Source organism: Enterobacter sp. 342, assembly GCF_036663495.1.
Lineage (GTDB): Bacteria > Pseudomonadota > Gammaproteobacteria > Enterobacterales > Enterobacteriaceae > Enterobacter.
On record NZ_JAWUEI010000038.1, the window covers coordinates 1 to 24,442 of the forward strand.

Here is a 24,442-nt window from a genome sequence, read left to right on the forward strand (position 1 = left end):
AAAGCGTGCGTATTGCCTGAAAACACAACCCGCTACGGGGGAGACTTACCCGAAATCTGATTTATTCAACAAAGCCTCTGGAAGATTAAATGCTGTTTGTAGGGATTCTCGATGGCTGGCTGGCTAAAGTAAAATCACTTGTACCGATCGATGTTTGAATCATGATAGGTAAAAACTATCATAACTAGTTTATCGATCTGTAATAACGATCAATATTTGCTTGACTAAACACAAATCTATTACTAAAGAATAGAGTGTGGTTACGAAAGGTGTTTACAACTAGCTGTCTATAAACGAATTTTTCTCGCCTTGTTTAAAGGTTGGATTACATGAATTTTTGAGAAGTGTGTGTGGGTTTTGTGAAGAATGGACTTCCCATAGCTTCGCAGAAGCTCTATGAACCTTCTGATAAATGGAATCCAGCCGATGAGCCTGAGATGCTTTTGCTGTTGTGCTGCATTCTTTTGAAGAATCTTCTCTGTGATTTCGTTTCGTCTTCCTTCTCTGAATCGCATTTCTAGTTCAGCAATTTTTTCGCCTATGCTCTCGCTTCGCACAGTCGCTCTGGCAATCTGTTCTACAGGAACAGGAACAGGAACAGGAACAGGAACAGGAACAGGAACAGGAACAGGAACAGGAACAGGAACAGGAACAGGAGCAACAGGTTGGTCTTTTATCGATATGTCGCTTCGCAGAGCTTCTAAGTGGTCGGGGTTGTAGTTAAGCCGATTACTGAGATTTGCCCAGGAGTAGCTCTTGCCCAATTGCGAAGCTTTGAAAGCTATGCCTGTGTATTCGAAAGAGAAGCCGTTCATTTTACCGGTAGAGGCAATATTGGCCTTCCAGGATACTTCAGCTTCTTCCAGACGTTTTGTGAAAGTCAAAAGGTCCGGCTTATCAGATAAACTTTTATCAATAATCTGCTGTAAAGCTTCTTTTGGTGAAGGCTCCCCGGTTCGTTCTGAAAGCATCTGTTCATTACGGGAAACTTTTCTTCGCTTCTGTTGCTTTGGTGTAATGGAAGGGGCTGGCTTGGTCACTGTCAGACCGTGAGCGATTTCGAGTTCACTAATGATCCGTGTGCTGATAAGGTTTTCATTCCTACCCAAGTAGAGCTTACCTCCATTGAGGTCTATGCGACTTGCGATAATGTGTATGTGCTGACCAGCCGGATCGTCATGAAGCACATAGCAACGAACATGAGTATCACTGAATCCCATCCTCTTCATGTAGTCGTCAGCTATCCTTGCCCATTGGTCATTCGATAATGATTCACCATCAGGTAAGCGAAGCGAGTTGTGCCAAACTGGTTTTGCGACATCCTGGCGAAGATGCTTGGTGCTATCGAACTCTGCAATCATTTCATGGGCGGTGTCACCCAGCATATTGCCCCCGATTACGACTGGATCGCATTTATGATGTGCTCCCGGTTTCAATGCGTATTGGACCACACCAGCGAAGCTTTTACCCCTTTTGATCTTCTGCATACCCTTCATAGGGTTTGCTCCATATGTCAGCATTTAGCAGGTGCTGGCGAAGCTCTTCCAGTTGTCGTTTCACTGCGAAAAGCTCTGTATGAGTAAGCTTGCTGTCTTTGCTCTTACCATCGATATGGATCGCAATTCGATTTAGCTTTTGCGATATGTCAGTTAAAGCTATCCAGGCTTTGGTATTAATAGCTGGTATAACTGGAGGCAATTTTTGAAGGGAAGCCATACGAAGCCACTCTCCTTTTCTCATAGAGCCTCGTTTTGTGTTGAGAAGTTGCAGTTCAGTGTTATTTAATCTGACACTGATACAATGAGTCCGTAAATGATTTTTTAGTTTTACGGTATCTACTATGGAAAATTGAGGAGAGTTGTTTGATGTGGTCATATGTATATCCTTTTACATGCTGTCCATAATGTCATTTAATATTTATATTATTTAATAATAAAGTCAACCCATTGGTTCTATATTCCGACAACTGTATTTGGTTTAGAGAAACAACGGGTTTTTTATGGTTTAGAAGTATCTGCTTAAGGGTGGCGAGGAGTTGGGTCTTGATTGTTTATTGCGACAGAGATATAACTCTCAGGATATAATGTGCCCGTGTATGGATTGAAGTCACTTTTTTCATCAAATAATAGTGAGAATTCTTTCTTGTTATTTTCAGGAGGTATTTTATCTGTTCTGTTAATACCAAGTGGATTAAGAAATTTATCAAATGCTTTCGAATAACTATCTAATATGTCAAAATTAGCCACTTCAAATGATTTTCCTTCGACGAGATTCATTGAACCATTCAATATTTCACATCTGTTTTGACTCACCGCACAATAGACTTTTGCGTGGAAATTATTCTTACTTTTAAGTTCATCAATAAGTACTGATCCTAAGTCGAATTTTTCCATGTCATCATAACTAATCATATTGGTTTCTGAAAAAGCTCGCTTAAAGGATTTAGATTGACCGTTTCTTACAAATATCTTTGTCTTTTGCGGGTTAACTCTGGAAAGAACATTTAGCCATGTATTTACCAAATCTTTCTTATTTAAAAATTGGTGGCCGACGAAAGGGGATATAATATATACCTCATCATAAAGAAAATCCCACCTTGTCAGTAATTTGTATAGCCAAGTCATAATAGTTGTTTTTGTATGAACCCCAAATAATGTTTCCGATAAAGGTTGAGCACCGAAAATATTTAATAAGCCAAACTGATGGTGTTGAAAGTCTGATGTTTCGTGATAATCACTATAAAATATCGCATCATGTTCCTTTCCACATGAGCAGTAAAATGGAAAACGGATTACAATGTATTTTGGAGAACCACCACGACTTGCAAGATCCCAGTTAATATAATTACTATAGTTATTGGATATTGCATTCCATTTTTGATCTTTTAAAAATGTGTATGATATGTTTTCTAAATTACTGTGACAGTCTTCACATATGAATAAAGGATTATCATTAAAATCATAACCCCGGTGCCTGTCAGTCAAAATAGTGTTTGTTTCAACAAAACTTTGAATAGTTTTAATATTTGAGTATTTTTGGGGTTTTTGTTGATTGGTATCACTTAAAAAATAAAAATCTTCCTTGATTCTTTCTGGATTGAAATTTGATAGTTCCGGATTGGTTATTTCCACTTTAAATGTATTATTGCAATTTTCACATTTTCCGATCATTACACCTTTTTCATCAAAGGCAGGTATAATGGTTTGTCTCTCTGGCATCGGGAAATCAGAAGTAAACACCTCATAATATTCTAGAGTATTTGAGCAGTATGGACATTTCCCTCGCGTAGATATAGTCTTTTTAGGATCAGCAATGGAGTGCTTCATACTTCTTAAGAAGTCTTTATCATCAATTATGATTTTACCATCTTCAAACTTCATGATTTTTCCTACTCTTGTTGATTGTTCAAGACTATTAGTGTTTATACATAAGTATAATGTGTAGAGCTATTCTTTTTCAATCATAGAGCAGAAAAAGCAAGGCAACGGGAGAAGCGGAGCTTCTCTGAGTTAGCTCTTGCTTAATTAAAAAACCAATCCATATTGACTAAAGTTAAAAAAAGGATAAAGTTAAAATAAAAAGGAGATGAATATGTATAAATATATAAAATTTAAATACACTGAGGATAGATTATTGTTTCTTCTGCGAATCTATATATTCTTATTACTAATAAAAATAATCACATTGATTGTTTAGATGTCAAGAAATAAAAGTCACTCTATTCTTTGATAAATAGTATTTTGGTTATCTTGTTTCATGGGAGGTGTATAAGCGATATAATTTATAATAATTAAACAAGCAATGCCGAAAATTGAGTAATATAGATGCTTTAATGAATCAGCCTTAGATGTATTTGGATTTCCATTCTTATCTTTACTTGGTTTCATGAAATATTGCAATGTTAATGCTATAGTAATAATTATATTGATTAGAAGTAAACCAAGCCAAAAAGAGTTATTAGTGTATTGGTTTTTAAAAACTTCAGTGGAGAACTTCAATATGTTGTCGATGAATCCAAACATGTAATATATCCTATTTTTTTATAATTACCGATGTATGCTATCTATTTTTAAATCCAGTGAACACACTAAGTGTTCACTGGATTACTTAAGCTGCTAACCCTTCGTTAGGACGATCTGAATCCTCTCTGCTATCTTTTTCAGCAGCATAAGTAGATTCACGAGATTTCGTTGACATACCTGAACCATAGATTCGTTGAGCTTCACTATTCTCAGGTTTCCATGCCCAGTTTGAAACATCAACTTTTTGTTCCGATTCCATTTTTTCAAGAAAATTTAAACCAAATACATTCATAGTTCACCTGCTATTTGAAGTTAACCAATTTGCAATGGACCCAGAAATATCCATGCCGGATAAATCTTCGATCCACAACCATTGACCAGCAGAATTCACCTCTAAAAACCACCAGTCATTATTTTCATCAACGATGAAATCTAAAGCCCCATATCGAAGGTTTAACTTAGACAGTAAAGAATTTATTTTTCCCTTCACCGAAGTGGGTGCATCAATTTTCCAATGTGGTGTATTAGGTATATCGTATCTACGCCAGTCTACTTTTGCCTTGTCTGAATGCTGAGAGTCTATAGCACAAGCAAAATGTTCATTTCCAATTACTGTGTATCTAACTTCGAATTTTTTATTAACATATTTTTGAAGAGTAATTGGGTTTTCTGAATCGTTTGAGAAACTTTCTAATTGTTCCAAAGTGATTTTGTTTACATATAGACCTAATATCTCACCTGATTCAGAGACATACATATCTTGCGACATGAATTTAACAACCGAATCAGGATAAGTAGTTAAGAAATTTTTGAGGTCTTCTTTGGAGTTTGAAGTTATAAATGCTGGATTATTTAGCCCAACTTCATTAGCTATTTTATGTTGAAAATACTTGTTATCAGCGAGAGTTGCATCTCTTACATGATTAAACCAGCAACTTTCAGATAATGCATTATATAGACCAAAAAGGCTTTTATTCCATTCAGATCGCCATAATCTGAAACCGTTACTTTGATCTTGCTGTTGTTCAGAATTGACTTGAACAGATACCCGCCTTGGCCAAACACATTTTACGGATGAATTTTTGATCGTTTTTCCGTTCTGGGAGATAGTCCATTCAGAGCCATCAAAGCTAATTTTGGTATCTTTAAGGGCTTCTATATCTAAATTCAAACGGAAATAGTTATCACCGAGTTTCATCGAAACTACATCTGCATGAACATCGTTACTGTCAGTAAGTATCAAGATCATTGTTAGGATGTGTCTGAAATTTTTTGTTCATTTAATATCCGATAGTTATGTTGCATCGTCAATATTAATTTTTATCTAGTGTAATTTATTGATTTAAAAGAGTTTTAACCGCTATATTGGTTTTCATAATCTAATTTCAATTCGGTATTATATCTTTTCTTTTAGTTCTTTTTGTAAACTATGTTGCTTTTACTTGACTTAACTAGACTTTTGAACTCGATGGCTTTGTGCTTCTGGTGGCTATGGAGTAATCTAATGTGTAGTAAAACTATGCTAAGGGCCCAATCGATTACTATGTATATCAATAAATTAGCTATTAGAAACTATAAAAACTTTCGAAGCTCAAATTTCTACTTTGTTAAAGGCTCAGTGAATACAATTATCGGTGAAAATGCTTCGGGAAAAACAAATTTATTTAATGCGATGAGATTAATTCTAGATGATTCTCTCCCAATGAATTCTAGGATTCTATCTAATGAGGACTTCTACCGTGGATTATCCGAACCCTTTGGTCATTGGATCATAATTACGCTATATTTTGATGATTTAAGTGAGTCGGAGGAGGAACAGGTCCTTGCCAACTATACAGTAAATGATGGTAATGATAAGTCTATAAAGGAAGGTAATTATACTTTTATATATCGACCTAAATTTCATATTCGACAAAAGCTGTATGAGTTAACATTAGAAGATGACAATGTGGAAGCAAGATCCGCTTCTTTTACTGAATTTGCATCTAACCATATTATTTCTAAAGAAACATATGAAGCAGTAGCTTTTGTTAGAACAAAGGTTGATTTGAATAATGACGAAATTTATAAACAAGTAGTTGGTGATTTTGATAGTTACTCCTTTTCAAATCCTAATGATGATGATGCTACTGTATTAGGGGTTAAGAAGCCACCTTACTTTGCCTTAGGCAGCGAAGTCGCTTGCACTTATGTCAAAGCACTTAGGAATGTAGTTGCAGATCTTAAATATTATAAAACGAATCCATTGTATAAATTACTTACTTTAAAAAGTAAACAAATTGATGATAGAAGAGATATTGTAGAAAATGTTAAAGAGATCAATGGTAAAATTTCAGCTATACCTGAAATTGAGAGATTGAGTAATAAGATATCTGCTTCATTACTTAATACAGTAGGCTCGACTTATTCCCCTAAAATATTAGTATCCTCACAACTTCCAGAAGATTTCACAGAATTAATTCAATCACTTGGCTTAGTGGTTGAAGATTCTCTGGATTACAATGGCTCAGGAAAGATTGATGATCTGAGTCTTGGTGGAGCAAACTTAATTTATCTTGCTTTAAAGTTATATGAATACGAAGAAATAAGGGATAGTGAAGAGCATATTACTCACTTCTTGTTAATTGAAGAGCCCGAAGCACATATTCATAATCATATCCAAAAAACCCTTTTCGATAACTTCAATTTTAAAAATACGCAAGTGTTTGTTTCTACACATTCAACACAAATTAGCTCTGTATCAAAAATATCATCAATGAATATATTATCACGCCAAAATGGATTCACTGATGTATATCATCCATCGTTTGGTTTGACGCCGAAAGAAATTTCTTCCGTAGAGCGATATCTTGATGCAATTCGTAGTGACCTTTTGTTTGCTAAAAGTGTCATTCTGGTAGAAGGCGATGCAGAACTTATTTTAATACCAGCAATGGTAAAAGAAACGTTAGGAATTAGTTTAGATGAGTTGGGTATAAGTCTTATCAAAGTAGATGGCACTGTTTTTAAACATATTTCTAATCTTTTCCATGAAAAACGGTTGAAAAGAAAATGTGCAATTCTCACGGATCTTGATTCGGCCTATGTAAAAGTAGCTGATAATATTTTTGATGCGGATTTTGTCGAATCTCTGGTAGATGCCGAAGATGATGGATTACGAAGAAAAGAAGAGTTAGATAAATATATTGAAGGTAATGAGTTTATAACTGTTCATTACGCAGAAAATACTTTCGAAACTGAGCTTGTTCGCTACGATGAAAACAATAACTTGTTTATAGAAGTTATGAAAACCGAGTATAAAAAAGAAGCGTATTTTAAAAAGGCTGAATCAGACATAAATTCATCTGATCTCAGAGTTCGGTATAAAAGAGTATTAAAGTTTGCAAAGAAAATAGGGAAGGGATGGTTAGCTACTGAAATGGTAGAACATCTTAGTGTTGATAATCGTGTTCCTGATTATATTTTACAGGCCATTCAATTTGTTCTTCGGGATAGAAATGTTGAGCCTATATATCAAAAAATGCTTGACTACAATATGTCTTTAATGGGGGTTAAAGCATTTGACTGTATAAATGCCGAAAAAGATTTTTCTAGTAAAATGATAGAATATAAGAAACACTTCAATGACAGTTTTGTAAGATTGTTGGAGTTATAGTTTATGCCATATAGAAATTTAACTTCTGAGCAAATGGATGCCGTTAAATTCAACGGGAATTTATTATTAACGGCATGTCCAGGGTCGGGTAAAACAAAAACGTTGGTTTCTAAACTTTGTTTCATTTTAGAAAATAAAGAACTATTTTGTATTGGTAAAAAGAAGATAATTGCTCTTACATATACAAATATAGCAGCCGATACGATTCTTGAACGGATTATGTCATTCGGCATAAGTAGTGAATCTTTATGGATTGGAACAATACACAGTTTTTGTTTGAATTGGATTATAAAACCTAATGTAGATAAGATACCAAGACTTTGCCGAGGATTTAGTGTAATTGATGAACATGAAAAGGAATTTTTCATAAATGAATTAAAAGAAAAACATGGCCTATCTGCAAATGATAAAGTTTTTACTAATTTAGATTTTAACCTTGGTCAGTTTTATTCCCGTGGGACCAAAGAACATTTGATTGTAAAAGAATATCATAATCATTTGTATGAGAAAAAATTAATCGATTTTGATTTGATATTAAATCTGACTTGTCGAGTGTTGACAAAATACAATGCACTTTGTGAAAGATTGTCTTTACTTTTAAGGTGTATTTTAGTCGATGAATATCAAGATACATCTCTTATACAATATGAGATACTCAGACAAATTGTATTAAAGAAAAATACAATGATTACTTTTATTGGGGATAAAGAGCAAGCTATATACACTGGTTTGGGGGCTGTCGTAAAGAATAGAGATGAATTAATTAATTGTTTCCAACTTGATAATCTAACCGAGATGAAATTAACGGGGTGTTTCCGTAGTAGCCAATCTATTGTTGATTTTTATAGTAAATACAAAGACGAAGATTATGAGATTAATTCACTTTCAGATAATAAGGATTTCAACTCAGTAATTTTTAAAGAAAGCGAGGTAGATGTTTCTCAACTGCCGATTTATGTATCAGGTATTATTAGAACTCATTTGGCTCAGGGAGTACTTCCAAATGAAATTGCTATTCTGTGTCCTGGTTGGTTTGATGTGATAAAACTTTCAAATGATATTGTTACTCTTAATCCGGATATAGAAATTGATGGAGTCATGATCTCTCCTATACCTAAAAACAATGAGAATCTTTGGCTTGCTTTAGTTAAACTATTTTTAATTAGGAGAGTTCCCTCTAATTTTAATACTAGACAGAAGCTATTGCGGGATTTCCTTCAAGAATTAAATGTTGTTGCACCCTATACTGAATCGTTGTCTCCTAAAAAAATATTAAAGATTATTAATAAAATATCATTATCTGTGGATTATAATTGTGAAATTGATGTTTGGTTGAGACAGGTTATAACGAGATTTTGCCATTCTATTAATTTGGGCATAAGTAATGATAGCTACTATTATCAAGAAATGGAACTTTTGATTAATGCCACATTGAAAAGAATGTTAAAGTATAATATGGCTTATAAAGCAAATGAATTACATTTGTTTTTCAATTTTAGAAGCGGTGTTAAAATCACAACTTGTCATTCGACAAAAGGTGATGAGTATGAAGTGGTCATTTGCACTGGATTACTAAATGGGAAAATACCTAATTGGAATGATATTATAAATTGTAGCTCAGAGCATCAAAATTATGTTGCCCGTAGACTTTTATATGTTGTTTCTTCGCGTGCAAAGAAACATTTATATATGATATCAGAGAGAGGTTACAAGACAAAAAGGGGATATCCATATCAGACAACTCCACAGCTTTGATCTCGCATTTCTTGTATTGTTTGCCAGTTCATACAGAAAATCGCTTTTGTTCGTTACTGCCTATGTATCTTGGTTCAGAAAAAAGTGATATAAAAACAGAAAGTTATGTCTTAGGAGGGAATAAGGGGCTGGAAGATTTAACCCCTTATAGAGTTGTTATGCCGCAATAGCTTTAAACTTTTGAGCAATGACATAATCACTCCACCATTGCATGAGAACCATTCGTTCTGCGAGATACTCGGCACGATTATATGCTGCAATTATTTCATCTTTCTTCGAGTGGGCAAGGGCGGCTTCTAAGACATCAGTCCTAAACTGTCCAGACTCCTCAGCAGCCGTTCTAGCGATGGATCGCATACCGTGGGCTACAAGCTCACCTCCGAAGCCCATACGGATTATGGCCGCATTAGCTGTTTGTTCATGCATATGGTTAAGAGGAGCCTTTATGCTTGGAAACACCCATTCACGATGCCCACTTATCGCTTTCATTGACTCCAGGACTCTCAAAGCTTCTTTGCTTAGTGGAACTTTGTGAGGCTTCTTCATTTTCATAAACTCAGCCGGGATGTTCCACATTGAGTTATCGATATCTATATCAGCCCATCTTGTGCGAACAGCTTCACCAGGACGTACCCAGGTCAGTAACTGCCATTCAATCAGCAATCGTGTCTCCAAACGAACAGAGGCATTGTTTAACACCAATAGGAAGCGGGGTAACTCGGAAGGGGGTAATGCAGGCATATTCTGCTTTTTAGGCTTACTGAACCGTTGCCCAAGGTTGTCAGCCGGATTGAATTCGATAAGTTCCTCAGTTGCTGCATAACGGAAAATTTCATTTAATCGGGAAATGATTCGCCGTAAAGTTTCGAGGACTCCTCGTTGCTCAATAGGGTCAAGATGTTGCTTTAAGAGTTTAGGTCGGATCTCATTGATAGGAACATTACCCAAGCCGGGAAAGATATTTCTCTCCAGGCTTCGCCAGATATCTTCTGCATGGTCTTGTGAGATACCTGATGTCTTTACCTTCTCATCTAACCATTTCCTTGCCACGGCTTGGAGAGTGTGTTCAGTAGCATTCTTTAAGGCATTAGCTTTATCGTTGTTATGGATTTGAGGATCAATGCCATTGGCAAGCAAGGAAAGGTATTCATCTCGTAAGGCTCTGGCTCTTGCCAGTGTAAGGTGAGGATATGTTCCTAAGCTCACCTTAGTTCGCTTTTTGGTCACCGGCACTGCATACCTGAAATACCAATTCTTCTTCCCTCCTTTCGAGAGGGGGGCGATTCGTAGGATCAAACCATCCCCGTCGAACAAGTTGATTTCTTTGGCGGCTGGCTTGGTGCTTTTGATTTCAGTGTCAGTGAGCTTCTTAGCGATTTTTGCCATTTTGGGACCCTCGATTTTAGGACCCTTCGTTGTGGGTCCCATTCAGGGTGCCATAAGTGATAGTTCTCAGCAATTCTCACTAGACTACAATAGACGTAAAAAAGCCCGCAAGGCTGGTTCCATGCGGGCTTAGTAGACTTTACTGAACTTCAGTACATCATTATTTGGTGGAGCTGGCGGGAGTTGAACCCGCGTCCGAAATTTCTACATCCTCGGTACTACATGCTTAGTTTGTCTTTACATTCGCACGCCAGCTGCGGACAAACACGCCACTAACGAACTAGCCTGATTAGTTTTAACGCTTCAACCCCAGGCAGGGCTTCCACGCGATCTCTTTTGGGTTTGACCTCTCTTTGATCCCCGTCTTAAGAGCGGAAGCTAGGGAGAGAGGGCTCAGAGCAGGTTATTAAGCTGCTAAAGCGTAGTTTTCGTCGTTTGCGACTATTTTTTTGCGGCTTTTAACGAGGCAAACCGCCCCTCGGCATGCACCTTGGGTTTCGCAAATCCCGTCGAATCCAGAATCAGCCCCAATAGTGTTGAACTCAGTATACCAGATTTCACTTCCTGGATACCAGCCCAGAACGCTAACTTATTGAATAGTACAATAAGTGTGCAGAATCAACGCCCTGCATTTTTCATGATGCGCGCTTTGTCGAGCTGCCACTCGCGCTCTTTCAGGTCAGTACGTTTATCGTGCTGTTTTTTACCCTTCGCAACGCCAACTTTCACTTTGCACCAGGCATTTTTCCAGTACAGCGACAGAGCAACCACGGTGAAGCCTTCACGGTTGATGCGTCCGTAGAGGGATTCCAGCTCGCGCTTGTTCAGCAGCAGTTTACGTGTGCGTGTTGGGTCACAAACATAGTGTGAAGAGGCGACGGTCAGCGGCGTAAAGTTCGCCCCGAACAGGAAGGCTTCACCATCTTTCAGGATCACGTAGCTATCGCCGATGTTGGCTTTCCCGGCGCGCAGCGATTTTACTTCCCAGCCCTGCAACGCAAGGCCAGCTTCGAATTCTTCTTCAATGAAATACTCATGGCGAGCACGCTTGTTGAGCGCAATGGTCGCCGAGCCTGGTTTATGTGCTTTTTTCTTCGTCATAAGTGTCGTAAAGCCGTCGGTAATCTGATTTCAAAAAGTCACCTCATTGCGTCCTGTGAGGCCTAACGCGCTATCTTAGCACGAGATGAGGCTTAGCGTTTTTTTAACAGGTGATAAATGTTATTATTTGTCCGTTGTGTGACCATGGGAAATGCTATGCCTCAGATTAGCCGTACTGCGCTTGTGCCTTACAGCGCGGAACAAATGTATCAGTTAGTGAACGATGTTCAGTCTTATCCAGCGTTTATTCCTGGATGTACCGGGAGCCGTGTTCTGGAGTCTGGTCCAACGCAGATGACCGCAGCGGTGGATGTCTCCAAAGCGGGGATCAGCAAGACGTTCACCACGCGTAATACGCTGACGAGTAATCAGAGTATTTTGATGCATCTGGTGGATGGTCCGTTTAAAACGCTGATGGGGGGCTGGAAGTTTACGCCCCTGAGCGCTGACGCCTGTCGTATCGAGTTCCATCTGGACTTTGAGTTTACGAATAAACTGATTGAGCTGGCGTTTGGTCGCATCTTTAAAGAGCTGGCTTCAAATATGGTTCAGGCGTTCACCACCCGTGCCAAAGAGGTTTACAGTGTCGCATAAGATTGCTGTGGAAGTGGTGTACGCGCTGCCGGAGAAGCAGTATCTGCAACGTGTAACGCTGGAAGAGGGCGCGACTGTTGAGATGGCTATCCGCGCTTCCGGCATCCTTGAACTTCGCAGTGATATTGACCTGGCGAAGAATAAAGTCGGGATTTACAGCCGTCCGGTTAAGCTGGGTGATGTGCTGAAAGAAGGTGACCGGGTGGAGATTTATCGTCCGTTGATTGCCGACCCGAAAGAGCTGCGTCGTCAGCGCGCGGAGAAAGCGGCTAAGTAGCGCTTTCTTCCTCCTCACCCTGACCCTCATCCAAAGGGATGGATCAACATAAAACAAAAAAGGTGCTCATTGAGCACCTTTTTGCATTTCTGACACCTGATTATTTGGTCAGGGCAGGTTTGTTGTCGATGTTGGTCAACACACCGGCGCTGCTGAAGGTCAGCGTCAGGGTTTGCTGGGTCACATCTTCATGGCCCGGTTGCTGACGGAATACATAGAACCAGGTGTTTGTGCCGAACGGATCGGACATCATCGGGGTTCCCAGTGCATAAGCGACCTGCTGTTGTGTCATCCCCACACGGATTTTGGACACATCGTTAGGGGTAAGGTAGTTCCCCTGGTTGATGTCAGGACGGTAAACCACTTTCTCCAGAGTGGAACAGCCTGCGGTCAACATCAGAAGAACCGCTGCGGCAGCGGTCAGCATTTTACAACGCATAGTGATTTGATTCCTTTTCGGGCCCGAGCAGAACGCGGCTCATATGTAATATGCCGATGATAATAGACCTTGCCCCACTTTGAAACCGGTCTGGCGGCGTTTTTGTTGTTCTCTATGACCCTGAGATCCCGAAAAAGTTTATGCCGCCAGCAGTTCTTTCGCGTTTGCGAGCGTATTACGCGTGACTTCACTGCCGCCAAGCAGACGAGCCAACTCCTGCAGACGCGCGCGTTTATCCAGCGGTTTCATGTGCGTTTCCGTCATTTCACCGTCGGTTTCTTTACTGACGATAAAGTGATGATGACCACAACCTGCCACCTGTGGCAGGTGGGTAACACACATGACTTGTGTTGATTCACCTAACTGACGCAGCAGTTTTCCGACTACTGCCGCCGTTGGACCGCTGATCCCGACATCCACTTCATCGAAAATCAGCGCCGGGGTTTCCATTTTACGTGCGGTAATCACCTGAATCGCCAGTGCGATACGCGACAGCTCACCGCCGGACGCCACTTTGGAGATGGCCTGCAGTGGCTGTCCTGGGTTAGTGGTGACGCGGAACTCGATACGATCCGCACCTTCTGCCGTCAGCACATTCTCTTCAAAGCGGACATCGATCGTAAACACGCCGTGCGGCATCGCCAGCGTGTGCATACTGTCGGTGATATGCTGACTTAACTCCTGGGCGTAATGCACTCGAATCTCGTGCAGTTGTTTCGCCGTTGCCAGCGCTTGTTCATGATGCAGGCTCACCGCCAGAGAGAGGGTTTCCTGCGAGTCAGCCTGATCGTCAAGCTGCTGCTGTTCTTCCAGCAGAGACTGATAGTAATTTGGCAGTTCTTCCGGCGTAACGTGGTGCTTACGGGCCAGTGAGATCTGACGGGAGATGCGTTGTTCCAGCTCAAACAGACGGTTCGGGTCGAGATCCAGACGTTCACAGTAGTGGCGCAATTCATCACCGGCTTCTGAGATCTGAATCGCGGCCTCTTCCAGCATATCCAGTACGCCAGAAAGTTTGCTGTCCATGCCAGCCAGTTCGGTGACCAGTTGACGAACGTTATACAGCTGGCTTTGCAGGTTCACGTCTTCGCCATCCGCAAGCATGTTGAGGGCGTTCTGACTGGTTGAGAGCAGGTGACCGCTGTTGGCCAGACGTTTGTACTCTTCGTCGATTTGCTCAAATTCACCCGCCTGCGGGTTGAATTCGTTCAACTCTTTTAACTGGTATTCCAAAAGCTCGGCGCGTGCGGCGCGCTCCTGGCTTTGCTGCTGGTGCTGGGCGAGCTCACGGCAGCTTTGATGCCACTGGCGATAGTGTTCTGCCATAAGCTGAGTGAGCGCGTACTCACCTGCATAACCATCAAGCAGGGCTTTCTGCTGTTCTGGTTTGACGAGTTGCTGATGTGCGTGCTGGCCGTGGATCTGGATAAGCAACTGGCCAAGTTCGCGGAGCTGGGAGAGCGGAACCGCTGTACCGTTGATAAAGCCACGGGAACGACCGTCGCTGCTGATCACGCGGCGAAGTAAACACTCACGTCCGTCTTCCAGTTGGTTTTGTTCCAGCCAGCGCTGGGCCGCAGGGGTATCTTTCAGGGAGAAGCGGGCACAGAGATCGGCACGGTTTGCGCCCATGCGCACCATGTCTCCCTCGGCACGGCCGCCAAGGCACAAGCCGAGGGCATCAATGGCAATAGATTTACCTGCACCGGTTTCCCCGGTGATCGCCGTCATGCCGCTGTGGAAATCGATCTCAAGCTCACGAACAATGGCAAAGTTGCTGATGGTCAGTTGTGCCAGCATAATTGTTTTCCTGTATGAAAAACCATAACTGTGTTTTCATACAGTATAAACTGGTTTTATATACAGTAAAGCGCTGGATGCAAAATCAAAACAATTTTTTTGACCAGCCAAGCTTCGAGCTTAATGTGTTGAAATAGCTGTAATCTTTCGGGTGAATGAGATTCAGGTGGTAATCACACCGACGAATAAGTACGTCTTCCCCTTCCTGGATCGGCAGCGCTATCTGGCTGTCGCAGCTGATCTCCAGGTCATTTCGGCGGTGGGAGAAGCGCAGACGAATGGTACTGCTACCGTTGATGACCAGCGGACGGGCGGAAAGCGTATGCGGGAACATGGGTACCAGTGTAATGGCGTCAAGCGAAGGGGTCAGGATCGGGCCACCTGCAGAAAGGGAGTACGCGGTCGAACCTGTCGGGGTGGAGATAATCAGCCCGTCAGAGCGCTGAGAGAACGCGAAGATTTCGTCGATATAGACTTCGAACTCAATCATGTGCGCGACTTTACCGGGATGCAGAACCACTTCGTTTATGGCGGTGCTGATCCGCTTCTGGCAGTCCTGCTGGCATACCTGCGCTTCCAGTAAAAAACGTTTTTCACTGATATAGTGACCTTCCAGTACGTCGGCCAGTTGTTGCTGGGCATTGTCCGGGTCGAGGTCAGTTAAAAAACCCAGATTACCACGGTTGATGCCGATGACCTTGATGTCATAACGCGCCAGCGTACGGGCCGCGCCGAGCATGTTGCCGTCACCGCCGACCACCACGGCGAGATCCGCCTGTTGGCCAATTTCCGCCAGCGTGCCAGTTTTGACGCTCTTCAGCTGTAGCTCCTGAGCAATCTGTTGCTCAACCATCACTTCATAGCCTTTGCTACACAGCCAGCGATACAACATTTCATGTGTCGTCAATGCAGTAGGGTGACGCGGATGCCCGACGATCCCAATACACCTGAAATGATTATTCATTTTCTGGAGGTCCTTGTGCCTGATGAATGATGACAATCTGTCTTGTTCCCTTGAATCCCGGAAACTGATCCCCATAATAAGCGAAGTTAGCGAGATGAATGCAGAAAAACGCGGAGAAATTCATGAGTAGTAAAGAACAGAAAACGCCTGAGGGGCAAGCCCCTGAAGAAATTATCACGGAACAGCATGATGAAGTTGAGGCTGTAGAGCCAGACGCATCTGCTGAGCAGGTGGACCCGCGCGATGAGAAAATTGCGAATCTGGAAGCTCAGTTAGCAGAAGCACTGAATCGTGAACGCGACGGCGTGCTGCGTATCAAAGCGGAAATGGAAAACCTGCGTCGTCGTACCGAACTGGACGTTGAAAAAGCGCATAAATTTGCGCTGGAGAAATTCGTCAACGAACTGCTGCCGGTGATTGATAGCCTCGATCGCGCGCTGGAAGTGGCTGATAAAGCGAATCCGGACAACGCAGCGATGATCGAAGGTATCGAACTGACGCTGAAATCCATGCTCGATGTGGTGCGTAAGTTCGGCGTAGAAGTGATTGCGGATACCGACGTCCCACTGGATCCTAACGTGCACCAGGCGATCGCGATGGTGGAATCTGAAGATGTCGAAGCCGGTAAAGTACTGGGCGTGATGCAGAAAGGTTATACCCTGAACGGCCGTACCATTCGTGCTGCAATGGTGACCGTGGCGAAAGCGAAAGCGTAATTTGCCGTCCTGTAGTGCCGGGTGGTGGCTTCGCCTTACCCGGCACTACAATATTATTCCGCGATACTTTCGCGCAGTGGTTTAACAGGCAGGACCTTCACCTGCTTAATCATATTGTCCTGCACGTCCAGGATATCAATATCGTACTGTTCAATTCGCACCCGCGTGCCCGCAGCCGGGATCTCTTCAAGCGCTTCGAGGATCATGCCGTTCATGGTTCGCGCTTCATCTTCCGGTAAATGCCAGTTAAAAGCTTTGTTGAGTTCGCGAATGTTGGCGCTTCCGTCAATCAGCACCGAGCCGTCGTTTTGTGGGGTCACTTCTTCCGCAAGGGAAGGGGACATTGAGGTGGTAAAGTCCCCGACAATCTCTTCCAGAATATCTTCGACCGTCACCAGCCCCTGAATATCGCCGTACTCATCAACCACCAGGCCGACTTTCTTCTTGTTACGCTGGAATTTCACCAGTTGCGTACTGAGCGGTGTTCCTTCCGGTACGTAATAAATTTCATCGGCGGCACGTAGCATCACCTCTTTGGTGAACTCTTTTTTCTCGGTCATCAGGCGGTAAGCTTCGCGCACGCGCAGCATGCTGATGGTGTCATCGAGAGAGTCGCGATAGAGCACAATACGCCCGTGCGGGGAGTGCGTCAGCTGGCGGACGATGGCTTTCCAGTCATCGTTGATATCAATACCTACGATTTCATTACGCGGCACCATGATGTCGTTTACGCTCACCTTCTCCAGATCAAGCACCGACAGGAGCATGTCCTGATTACGTCGGGAAATCTGCGAGCGGGATTCATTCACGATGGTGCGCAGCTCGTCTTTGCTGAGCGCACTGCTGATGGCGACGTCGGCTTTAATGCCCACCATCCGCATCAGGATACGGGTGACCATATTCAACAGCCAGACCAGCGGCATCATCAGGATCAGTAGCGGTGCGAGCAAGAAGCTGCTCGGGTAAGCCACTTTTTCCGGGTAAAGCGCGGCGATGGTTTTGGGTAGTACCTCCGCAAATACCAGCACCACAAACGTCAGCACACCAGTGGCAATAGCGACCCCGGCATTGCCGTACAGGCGCATCCCGACGATGGTGCCCAGCGCAGAGGCAAGAATGTTGACAAGGTTATTGCCAATCAGCACCAGGCTTATCAGGCGATCCGGCTTGCGGAGCAGTTTTTCGACGCGACGGGCGGCACGGTTACCCTGCTTAGCACGATGACGCAACCGGTAGCGGTTTAAGGTCATCATGCCGGTTTCCGAGCCAGAGAAATAGGCGGAGATGACCACCATGACGATCAGCGTAACGATCAGCGTGGTGGTAGAGATGTGTTCCAGGGGGAACTCCTTTGTTTCTTAGCCAGCAAATTGCTGTATGAAGCGGCTGCCAAAATAGGCAAGGGTGAGAATGCCCGCACCCGCGACGTTGAACCAGACCACGCGGCGACCGCGCCAGCCTTCATGGTAATGGCCCCATAGCAGGACAATATAGACAAACCACGCAACGATAGAGAGTACCGCTTTATCGATATTCTCCACGCTGAACAGGTTTTTCATGTAGAACAGGCCCGTGCAGAGCGTGAGTGTCAGCAGAACCACGCCCACCTGGGTGATGTGGAACATTTTACGTTCAATGACCATCAGCGGTGGCATCTCGTGGTTAAACGCCAGCTTTTTGTTTTTGAGCTGGTAGTCAATCCAGGCGAGTTGCATGGCGTAGAGCGCGGCGATAATCAGCGTCGCGTAGGCAAAAAGCGACAGGCCGATATGCACCAGCATACCTGGCGTCGCCTCCAGATGCGTAATGAACTCATTGGGCATAAAGGTGGCTAAAGCCAGATTGATCAGCGCAAAGGTATACACAATCGGTAGCAGTAACCAGCCGCGATTCTTAGAGGCCACAATGGTCATCACCGTGCAGATCATCAGGCTGACCAGCGAGCCGACGTTGAGGACGCTCAGGTTTTGCACGCTGCCGTCGCCGGGGATGATGCGTGATTCCAGCGCAAAAGCGTGGCTTATCAGTGCGATCACCGCGGAAAGAATAGCCATGCGCCGCCAGCCGCTGTTTTTTTGCAGCAGTCCGGGAATGATCAGCGCGAGGCTGACAGAGTAGGCAACAAGGGCGATCAGTGCGAAAACAGGCATATAGGCATCGACAGTTGTCTTAATAAGAAAGAGAAGCAGTATAACGTTACGTGACGCCTGCTCCAACCGTTGCATAACAACAAAGGCGCCTTCATGTTATACTCCGGCAAAATTCTGTGTATGTGTCGCTCATGGCGACCCAACGTTTCTACTCAGGCGAGAGACAATGTTTGATAATTTAACCGATCGTTTGTCGCGCACGCTGCGCAACATCAGCGGCCGCGGACGCCTTACCGAAGACAACATCAAGGAAACGCTGCGCGAAGTGCGCATGGCGCTGCTGGAAGCAGACGTGGCGTTGCCGGTTGTGCGTGATTTTATCAACCGCGTTAAAGAGAAAGCGGTTGGTCATGAAGTTAACAAGAGCCTGACCCCGGGTCAGGAGTTCGTCAAAATCGTTCGTAACGAACTGGTTTCGGCGATGGGTGAAGAGAACCAGGTACTTAACCTGGCGGCTCAGCCACCGGCCGTGGTGCTGATGGCGGGTCTGCAGGGGGCGGGTAAAACGACCAGCGTCGGTAAGCTGGGTAAATTCCTGCGCGAGAAGCACAAGAAGAAAGTGCTGGTGGTGTCTGCGGACGTCTATCGCCCGGCGGCGATCAAACAGCTGGAAACGCTGGCAGAGCAGGTTGGCGTGGATTTCTTCCCGTCAGACGTGGCTCAGAAACCTGTCGACATCGTTAATGCCGCGCTGAAAGAAGCGAAGCTGAAATTCTACGACGTGCTGCTGGTGGATACCGCCGGTCGTCTGCACGTTGACGAAGCGATGATGGACGAAATCAAGCAGGTGCATGCCTCTATCAATCCGGTAGAAACCCTGTTTGTTGTCGATGCCATGACCGGCCAGGATGCGGCAAATACCGCGAAAGCGTTTAATGAAGCGCTGCCATTAACCGGCGTAGTGCTGACCAAAGTGGACGGTGACGCCCGTGGTGGTGCAGCCCTCTCTATTCGTCACATTACCGGTAAGCCGATTAAATTCCTCGGTGTGGGCGAAAAAACCGAAGCGCTGGAGCCATTCCACCCGGATCGTATCGCCTCCCGCATCCTCGGCATGGGCGACGTGCTGTCGCTGATCGAAGATATCGAGAGCAAAGTTGACCGCGCGCAGGCTGAAAAACTGGCCAGCAAGCTGAAAAAAGGTGACGGTTTCGATCTCACCGACTTCCTTGAGCAACTGCGTCAGATGAAAAACATGGGCGGCATGGCCAGCCTGATGGGCAAACTGCCGGGCATGGGCCAGATCCCTGACAACGTTAAAGCGCAGATGGATGACAAGGTGCTGGTGCGTATGGAGGCGATCATCAACTCGATGACCCTTAAAGAACGTGCTAACCCGGATATCATCAAAGGTTCCCGTAAACGCCGTATTGCCGCCGGTTGTGGCATGCAGGTACAGGACGTTAACCGCCTTCTGAAACAGTTCGACGACATGCAGCGCATGATGAAGAAAATGAAGAAAGGCGGCATGGCGAAGATGATGCGTGGGATGAAAGGGATGATGCCCCCAGGCTTTCCAGGACGTTAATCGCTTTTGAGATTGCTTTTTGCCCGAAAATGAGTAAAATTTTCGGGCTTTTAATATGACACCCGGGCTCCGTTCCTCGATGGGGCCCGGTTGTTTTATTCACACAAGAGGATGTTATGGTAACTATTCGTTTAGCACGTCACGGCGCTAAAAAGCGTCCGTTCTACCAGGTTGTTGTGACTGACAGCCGTAATGCACGCAACGGTCGCTTCATCGAGCGCGTTGGTTTCTTCAACCCACTGGCCGCTGGCGCAGAAGAAGAAACTCGTCTGGATCTGGATCGTATCGCTCACTGGGTTGGCCAGGGCGCTACTGTTTCCGATCGCGTTGCTACGCTGATCAAAGCAGCAAACAAAGCAGCTTAATCTGTCACGGTGGTCATGATGAGCAATAAAGCACCTGTTGAACCGATCGTATTGGGAAAAATGGGTTCTTGCTACGGTATCCGTGGTTGGCTCAGAGTGTTTTCCTCCACTGAAGACGCTGATAGCATTTTTAATTACCAGCCTTGGTTTATCCAGAAAGGCGGTAAGTGGGAAGAGGTCGAGCTGGAAAGCTGGCGTCACCACAATCAGGACATCATCATCAAGCTGAAAGGCGTTGATGATCGTGATGCCGCGAATGCGCTGACTAATTGTGAAATTGTCGTGGATTCGTCGCAGTTGCCGGCGCTGGAAGAGGGTGACTACTACTGGAAAGACCTTATGGGTTGCCAGGTCGTTACCACCGAAGGCTACAGCCTGGGGAAAGTCATCGATATGATGGAAACCGGGTCAAATGACGTTCTCGTCATCAAGGCAAACCTGAAAGATGCATTTGGCATCAAGGAGCGGTTGGTCCCGTTCCTCGATGGACAGGTTATCAAGAAAGTCGATCTCACTACTCAAACGATTGAAGTAGATTGGGATCCTGGTTTTTAAATTCTCCGGATAAACGGTAAAAGACGGCGCTATGTGGATTGGCATAATTAGCCTGTTTCCTGAAATGTTCCGCGCGATTACCGATTACGGGGTAACTGGCCGGGCAGTAAAGAATGGCCTGCTGAGCATCCAGAGCTGGAGTCCTCGTGACTTTACTCATGACCGGCACCGTACCGTGGACGATCGTCCTTACGGCGGCGGACCGGGGATGCTAATGATGGTGCAACCCTTACGGGACGCCATTCACACAGCAAAAGCCGCGGCAGGTGAAGGCGCAAAGGTGATTTATCTGTCACCTCAGGGGCGCAAGCTTGATCAAGCGGGCGTGAGCGAACTGGCGACGAATCAAAAGCTGATTCTGGTCTGTGGTCGCTACGAAGGGATAGATGAGCGCGTAATTCAAACCGAGATTGACGAAGAATGGTCTATCGGCGATTACGTTCTCAGCGGTGGTGAGTTACCAGCAATGACGCTGATTGACTCCGTCGCCCGGTTCATTCCGGGGGTTCTGGGTCACGAAGCTTCAGCAACGGAAGATTCCTTTGCTGATGGGTTGCTGGACTGCCCACACTATACTCGTCCTGAAGTGTTAGAAGGGATGGAAGTACCGGCAGTGTTACTGTCTGGAAACCATGCCGGGATACGTCGCTGGCGTTTGAAGCAGTCGCTGGGCCGAACCTGGCTTAGAAGACCTGAACTTCTGGAAAACCTGGCTCTGACTGAAGAGCAAGCAAAGTTGCTGGCCGAGTTCAAAACTGAACACGCGCAACAGCAGCATGAACATGATGGGAATGCGTAATACGCTCCCGAATATCAGTTTACCCAGGATAAGAGATTAAATTATGAGCAACATTATTAAGCAACTTGAACAAGAGCAGATGAAGCAGGACGTACCTTCCTTCCGTCCAGGTGACACCGTGGAAGTGAAAGTATGGGTTGTTGAAGGTTCCAAAAAACGTCTGCAGGCATTCGAGGGCGTGGTTATCGCTATTCGTAACCGCGGTCTGCACTCTGCATTCACTGTTCGTAAAATTTCCAACGGCGAAGGCGTTGAGCGTGTCTTCCAGACTCACTCTCCGGTAGTTGACAGCATTGCTGTTAAACGTCGTGGTGCTGTACGTAAAGCTAAACTGTACTACCTGCGTGAGCGTACTGGTAAGTCTGCTCGTATTAAAGAGCGTCTGAACTAAGATTCGCTTAAGCGACATCCTGTTAAAAAGGGCTGGCCGAAAGGCTGGCCCTTTTTTTATCTCATCGCATCTCTCGCGTTAACTCTTTTGTCATAAATCATTTACAATGCTTGCCTCTTCCGTGGAGGGTAAGTGTATAACGTACTGCATCAGCACAACTGGAAACGCGCTGCGGCATTGACCGCACTGTTCGCGATCCTGCTGATCGTGGTGGCGCCGCTTATCTCTGTCTCGCTGCAAAAAGATCCCATGAGTGCCATGCCGGGTATGCATCATGACATGAGTATGATGTCGATGGATGAACATCATGGTGATATGCAGCACACCATGCCTGTCGACCATGCGGAAGCGTGTGGCTACTGCGTACTATTAGCCCATGTTCCGGGTGTGATGCTGGCTCTGATCGTCCTGCTCAGCGTGGTGCTGCAAAGGCTTCTTGTTAAACCACCGCGCCAGGTGGTTTGTCACTGGCACTTTTTCCCCTGGCTTTATCCTGATACCCGCGCGCCACCGCATCAGTCTGCTTTTTCCCTTTAAAAAATATCGATAACTTTTTGCCTTAAAAAGGAAAAGTATGACTACCTGCACTCCGCGCGCGGCATGGGGAAACCTGCTGCGTCGCCTGCATTTCTATATCGGGCTGTTTGTCGGCCCATTTATCTTCTTCGCTGCGCTGACCGGTACGCTGTATGTAGCAACGCCGCAACTGGAAAATGCCCTGTATCGGCACGCGCTCTACACGGATTCAGTGGGGGAGGCGCAACCTCTGGCGGAACAAATTGCCGTGGCTGAAAAAACCATTGGCACCGATCTGCGTCTACACGCCGTTCGTCCTGGCCTGGTTGCGGGTGAAACCACCCGTGTGATGTTTGCTGACCCTGCGCTTGGTCCATCGGAGACCCGCGCTATTTTTATCGATCCAGTCAGCCTTGCGGTGCGTGGCGATATGACGGTGTATGGTACCAGCGGAATTTTACCGCTCCGCCAGACCATTGATTATCTGCATACCTCGCTGATGCTGGGTGATGTCGGGCGGCTCTATAGCGAGCTGGCGGCCTCGTGGATGTGGGTTGCCGCGCTGGGAGGGATTGCCCTGTGGTTTTATACCCGACCAAAACGCCGAATTAACAATCGTTTCCAGAATCGGCGTCGCGTGCATGTGACGTTAGGCTGGACGTTGCTGGGGGGAATGCTGTTGTTCTCAGTGACTGGCCTGACCTGGTCTCAATGGGCGGGGGGAAACGTTGATAAGCTGCGTGCTGAGATGAACTGGCTAACCCCGCAGGTGAACACGACGCTTTCCGGTCAGCAGGAGATCGTGGATGAACACGCCGAACACCGTGGTCATCACAGCGGAATGATGATGCATGAGATGGCGATGGATCTTACCCATTTTGATGGTGTGCTAAGCGCTGCACGTAATGCAGGAATTGAGGCCAACAAGCTGGAGATCCGCCCGGCGAAAACAGCGAATCAAGCCTGGACTGTGACGGAAATCGATCGTAGCTGGCCGACGCAGGTCGACGCCGTAGCAGTTGACCCCAATACGATGCAGATTCTGGACAGAACCCGCTTCGAGGATTTCCCGTTGATGGCGAAGCTCACCCGCTGGGGGGTAGATTTCCATATGGGGATCTTATTCGGTCTGGTTAATCAGTTGCTGCTTGTGGCGTTTGGCCTGGCGTTGTGTGTGCTAATCATCTGGGGATACTGGATGTGGTGGATGCGTCGTCCGGCGCAATCTGCGGCAAATCCGGTCCAGACGCTTTGTCAGAGTTGGCTGGCGCTCTCGGGATGGGGAAAGGTCGTCACGGCGATAATCAGTGTACTGCTCGGGCTGGCTTTGCCAGTAATGGGCGTAAGTCTGGCTCTGTTTGTTCTGGTTGACTGGCTGCGCTGGCGAGCGGCAACTGGCGTGTCGCTCGCCGAATCATCCGCTAAATAA

24 protein-coding genes and 1 other RNA gene are annotated in these 24,442 nt (G+C 45.1%); 12 read left to right on the forward strand and 13 right to left on the reverse strand.

What is annotated here, in order from left to right; genetic code table 11:
* Positions 1-287: 287 nt before the first annotated feature.
* The 5 genes from V6E55_RS21715 to V6E55_RS21735 all read right to left on the reverse strand — a co-directional run bounded on the left by V6E55_RS21715 (position 288) and on the right by V6E55_RS21735 (position 5,220).
* Positions 288-1,496, reverse strand: a complete 1,209-nt coding sequence (locus V6E55_RS21715; RefSeq protein WP_044599662.1) for a relaxase/mobilization nuclease domain-containing protein — start codon at positions 1,494-1,496, stop codon at positions 288-290.
* Positions 1,465-1,875 carry a hypothetical protein gene (locus tag V6E55_RS21720; RefSeq protein WP_211201393.1) on the reverse strand — a complete coding sequence of 137 codons (411 nt, stop codon included), beginning with the start codon at positions 1,873-1,875 and terminating at the stop codon, positions 1,465-1,467. Before V6E55_RS21720 ends, V6E55_RS21715 begins: the two co-directional genes overlap by 32 nt.
* A gap of 143 nt (positions 1,876-2,018) precedes the next feature.
* Positions 2,019-3,380, reverse strand: a complete 1,362-nt coding sequence (locus V6E55_RS21725) for a hypothetical protein (RefSeq protein ID WP_058685562.1) — start codon at positions 3,378-3,380, stop codon at positions 2,019-2,021.
* A 727-nt stretch (positions 3,381-4,107) separates the two neighbouring features.
* Complete coding sequence (locus V6E55_RS21730; protein ID WP_047685188.1) at positions 4,108-4,314, reverse strand: hypothetical protein; 207 nt, start codon at positions 4,312-4,314, stop codon at positions 4,108-4,110.
* A gap of 3 nt (positions 4,315-4,317) precedes the next feature.
* On the reverse strand, positions 4,318-5,220 hold the full coding sequence (locus V6E55_RS21735; protein ID WP_128302277.1) for a hypothetical protein: 903 nt from the start codon (positions 5,218-5,220) through the stop codon (positions 4,318-4,320).
* A gap of 306 nt (positions 5,221-5,526) precedes the next feature.
* Here V6E55_RS21735 and V6E55_RS21740 point away from each other — a divergent pair, with 306 nt between their 5' ends.
* Entirely contained in the window at positions 5,527-7,677 is a 2,151-nt protein-coding gene (locus V6E55_RS21740; protein WP_227541390.1) for an AAA family ATPase, read from the forward strand.
* A 3-nt stretch (positions 7,678-7,680) separates the two neighbouring features.
* The gene (locus V6E55_RS21745) at positions 7,681-9,432 is read left to right on the forward strand and encodes an ATP-dependent helicase (protein ID WP_316943903.1); all 1,752 of its coding nucleotides are present in this window, start codon (positions 7,681-7,683) and stop codon (positions 9,430-9,432) included.
* A 156-nt stretch (positions 9,433-9,588) separates the two neighbouring features.
* On the opposite strand, the gene V6E55_RS21750 is transcribed toward V6E55_RS21745, so the two are convergent.
* The 3 genes from V6E55_RS21750 to smpB all read right to left on the reverse strand — a co-directional run bounded on the left by V6E55_RS21750 (position 9,589) and on the right by smpB (position 11,919).
* Positions 9,589-10,818 carry an integrase domain-containing protein gene (locus tag V6E55_RS21750; RefSeq protein ID WP_175175886.1) on the reverse strand — a complete coding sequence of 410 codons (1,230 nt, stop codon included), beginning with the start codon at positions 10,816-10,818 and terminating at the stop codon, positions 9,589-9,591.
* Positions 10,819-10,983: 165 nt separating this feature from the next.
* Positions 10,984-11,347, reverse strand: a transfer-messenger RNA (tmRNA) gene (gene ssrA, locus V6E55_RS21755).
* An 89-nt stretch (positions 11,348-11,436) separates the two neighbouring features.
* A complete protein-coding gene (smpB, locus tag V6E55_RS21760) occupies positions 11,437-11,919 on the reverse strand; it encodes an SsrA-binding protein SmpB (RefSeq protein WP_008502505.1) in 483 nt (160 codons plus the stop codon).
* Between the two features lie 156 nt (positions 11,920-12,075).
* Between smpB and V6E55_RS21765 the strand changes: the two genes are divergently transcribed.
* Both V6E55_RS21765 and V6E55_RS21770 read left to right on the forward strand, forming a co-directional pair.
* Positions 12,076-12,513, forward strand: a complete 438-nt coding sequence (locus V6E55_RS21765) for a type II toxin-antitoxin system RatA family toxin (RefSeq protein WP_195757727.1) — start codon at positions 12,076-12,078, stop codon at positions 12,511-12,513.
* Positions 12,503-12,790 (forward strand): RnfH family protein, encoded by a 288-nt coding sequence (locus V6E55_RS21770; protein ID WP_108090949.1) that lies wholly within the window; start codon positions 12,503-12,505, stop codon positions 12,788-12,790. The genes V6E55_RS21765 and V6E55_RS21770 overlap by 11 nt, the downstream gene beginning before the upstream one ends.
* 100 nt (positions 12,791-12,890) lie before the next feature.
* On the opposite strand, the gene bamE is transcribed toward V6E55_RS21770, so the two are convergent.
* The 3 genes from bamE to nadK all read right to left on the reverse strand — a co-directional run bounded on the left by bamE (position 12,891) and on the right by nadK (position 15,993).
* The gene (bamE, locus tag V6E55_RS21775; RefSeq protein ID WP_014884883.1) at positions 12,891-13,229 is read right to left on the reverse strand and encodes an outer membrane protein assembly factor BamE; all 339 of its coding nucleotides are present in this window, start codon (positions 13,227-13,229) and stop codon (positions 12,891-12,893) included.
* A 138-nt stretch (positions 13,230-13,367) separates the two neighbouring features.
* Complete coding sequence (gene recN / locus V6E55_RS21780; RefSeq protein ID WP_114978716.1) at positions 13,368-15,029, reverse strand: DNA repair protein RecN; 1,662 nt, start codon at positions 15,027-15,029, stop codon at positions 13,368-13,370.
* Between the two features lie 85 nt (positions 15,030-15,114).
* The gene (gene nadK / locus V6E55_RS21785; protein ID WP_013098356.1) at positions 15,115-15,993 is read right to left on the reverse strand and encodes an NAD(+) kinase; all 879 of its coding nucleotides are present in this window, start codon (positions 15,991-15,993) and stop codon (positions 15,115-15,117) included.
* Positions 15,994-16,115: 122 nt separating this feature from the next.
* On the opposite strand from nadK, the gene grpE reads away from it, so the two are divergent.
* Positions 16,116-16,709, forward strand: a complete 594-nt coding sequence (gene grpE, locus V6E55_RS21790; protein ID WP_147279798.1) for a nucleotide exchange factor GrpE — start codon at positions 16,116-16,118, stop codon at positions 16,707-16,709.
* 53 nt (positions 16,710-16,762) lie between these two features.
* On the opposite strand, the gene V6E55_RS21795 is transcribed toward grpE, so the two are convergent.
* Together V6E55_RS21795 and V6E55_RS21800 are read right to left on the reverse strand one after the other, a co-directional pair.
* Positions 16,763-18,049 carry an HlyC/CorC family transporter gene (locus V6E55_RS21795; RefSeq protein ID WP_129995157.1) on the reverse strand — a complete coding sequence of 429 codons (1,287 nt, stop codon included), beginning with the start codon at positions 18,047-18,049 and terminating at the stop codon, positions 16,763-16,765.
* Positions 18,050-18,067: 18 nt separating this feature from the next.
* Positions 18,068-18,859 carry a cytochrome C assembly family protein gene (locus V6E55_RS21800; RefSeq protein WP_032666789.1) on the reverse strand — a complete coding sequence of 264 codons (792 nt, stop codon included), beginning with the start codon at positions 18,857-18,859 and terminating at the stop codon, positions 18,068-18,070.
* Positions 18,860-19,025: 166 nt separating this feature from the next.
* Between V6E55_RS21800 and ffh the strand changes: the two genes are divergently transcribed.
* The 7 genes from ffh (at position 19,026) to V6E55_RS21835 (ending at position 24,442) form a co-directional block, all read left to right on the forward strand.
* The gene (ffh, locus tag V6E55_RS21805) at positions 19,026-20,387 is read left to right on the forward strand and encodes a signal recognition particle protein (protein WP_008502496.1); all 1,362 of its coding nucleotides are present in this window, start codon (positions 19,026-19,028) and stop codon (positions 20,385-20,387) included.
* Positions 20,388-20,503: 116 nt separating this feature from the next.
* Positions 20,504-20,752: a 30S ribosomal protein S16 gene (gene rpsP, locus V6E55_RS21810; protein WP_003863133.1), complete on the forward strand. Its 249-nt coding sequence runs from the start codon at positions 20,504-20,506 to the stop codon at positions 20,750-20,752.
* A gap of 15 nt (positions 20,753-20,767) precedes the next feature.
* Positions 20,768-21,307 (forward strand): ribosome maturation factor RimM, encoded by a 540-nt coding sequence (rimM, locus tag V6E55_RS21815; protein WP_049007936.1) that lies wholly within the window; start codon positions 20,768-20,770, stop codon positions 21,305-21,307.
* 31 nt (positions 21,308-21,338) lie between these two features.
* Positions 21,339-22,106: a tRNA (guanosine(37)-N1)-methyltransferase TrmD gene (gene trmD, locus V6E55_RS21820; protein ID WP_028016734.1), complete on the forward strand. Its 768-nt coding sequence runs from the start codon at positions 21,339-21,341 to the stop codon at positions 22,104-22,106.
* 43 nt (positions 22,107-22,149) lie between these two features.
* Positions 22,150-22,497, forward strand: a complete 348-nt coding sequence (rplS, locus tag V6E55_RS21825) for a 50S ribosomal protein L19 (protein ID WP_002914145.1) — start codon at positions 22,150-22,152, stop codon at positions 22,495-22,497.
* A gap of 132 nt (positions 22,498-22,629) precedes the next feature.
* A complete protein-coding gene (locus tag V6E55_RS21830) occupies positions 22,630-23,034 on the forward strand; it encodes a DUF2946 domain-containing protein (protein ID WP_316943904.1) in 405 nt (134 codons plus the stop codon).
* Positions 23,035-23,071: 37 nt separating this feature from the next.
* Positions 23,072-24,442: a PepSY-associated TM helix domain-containing protein gene (locus V6E55_RS21835; RefSeq protein ID WP_316943905.1), complete on the forward strand. Its 1,371-nt coding sequence runs from the start codon at positions 23,072-23,074 to the stop codon at positions 24,440-24,442.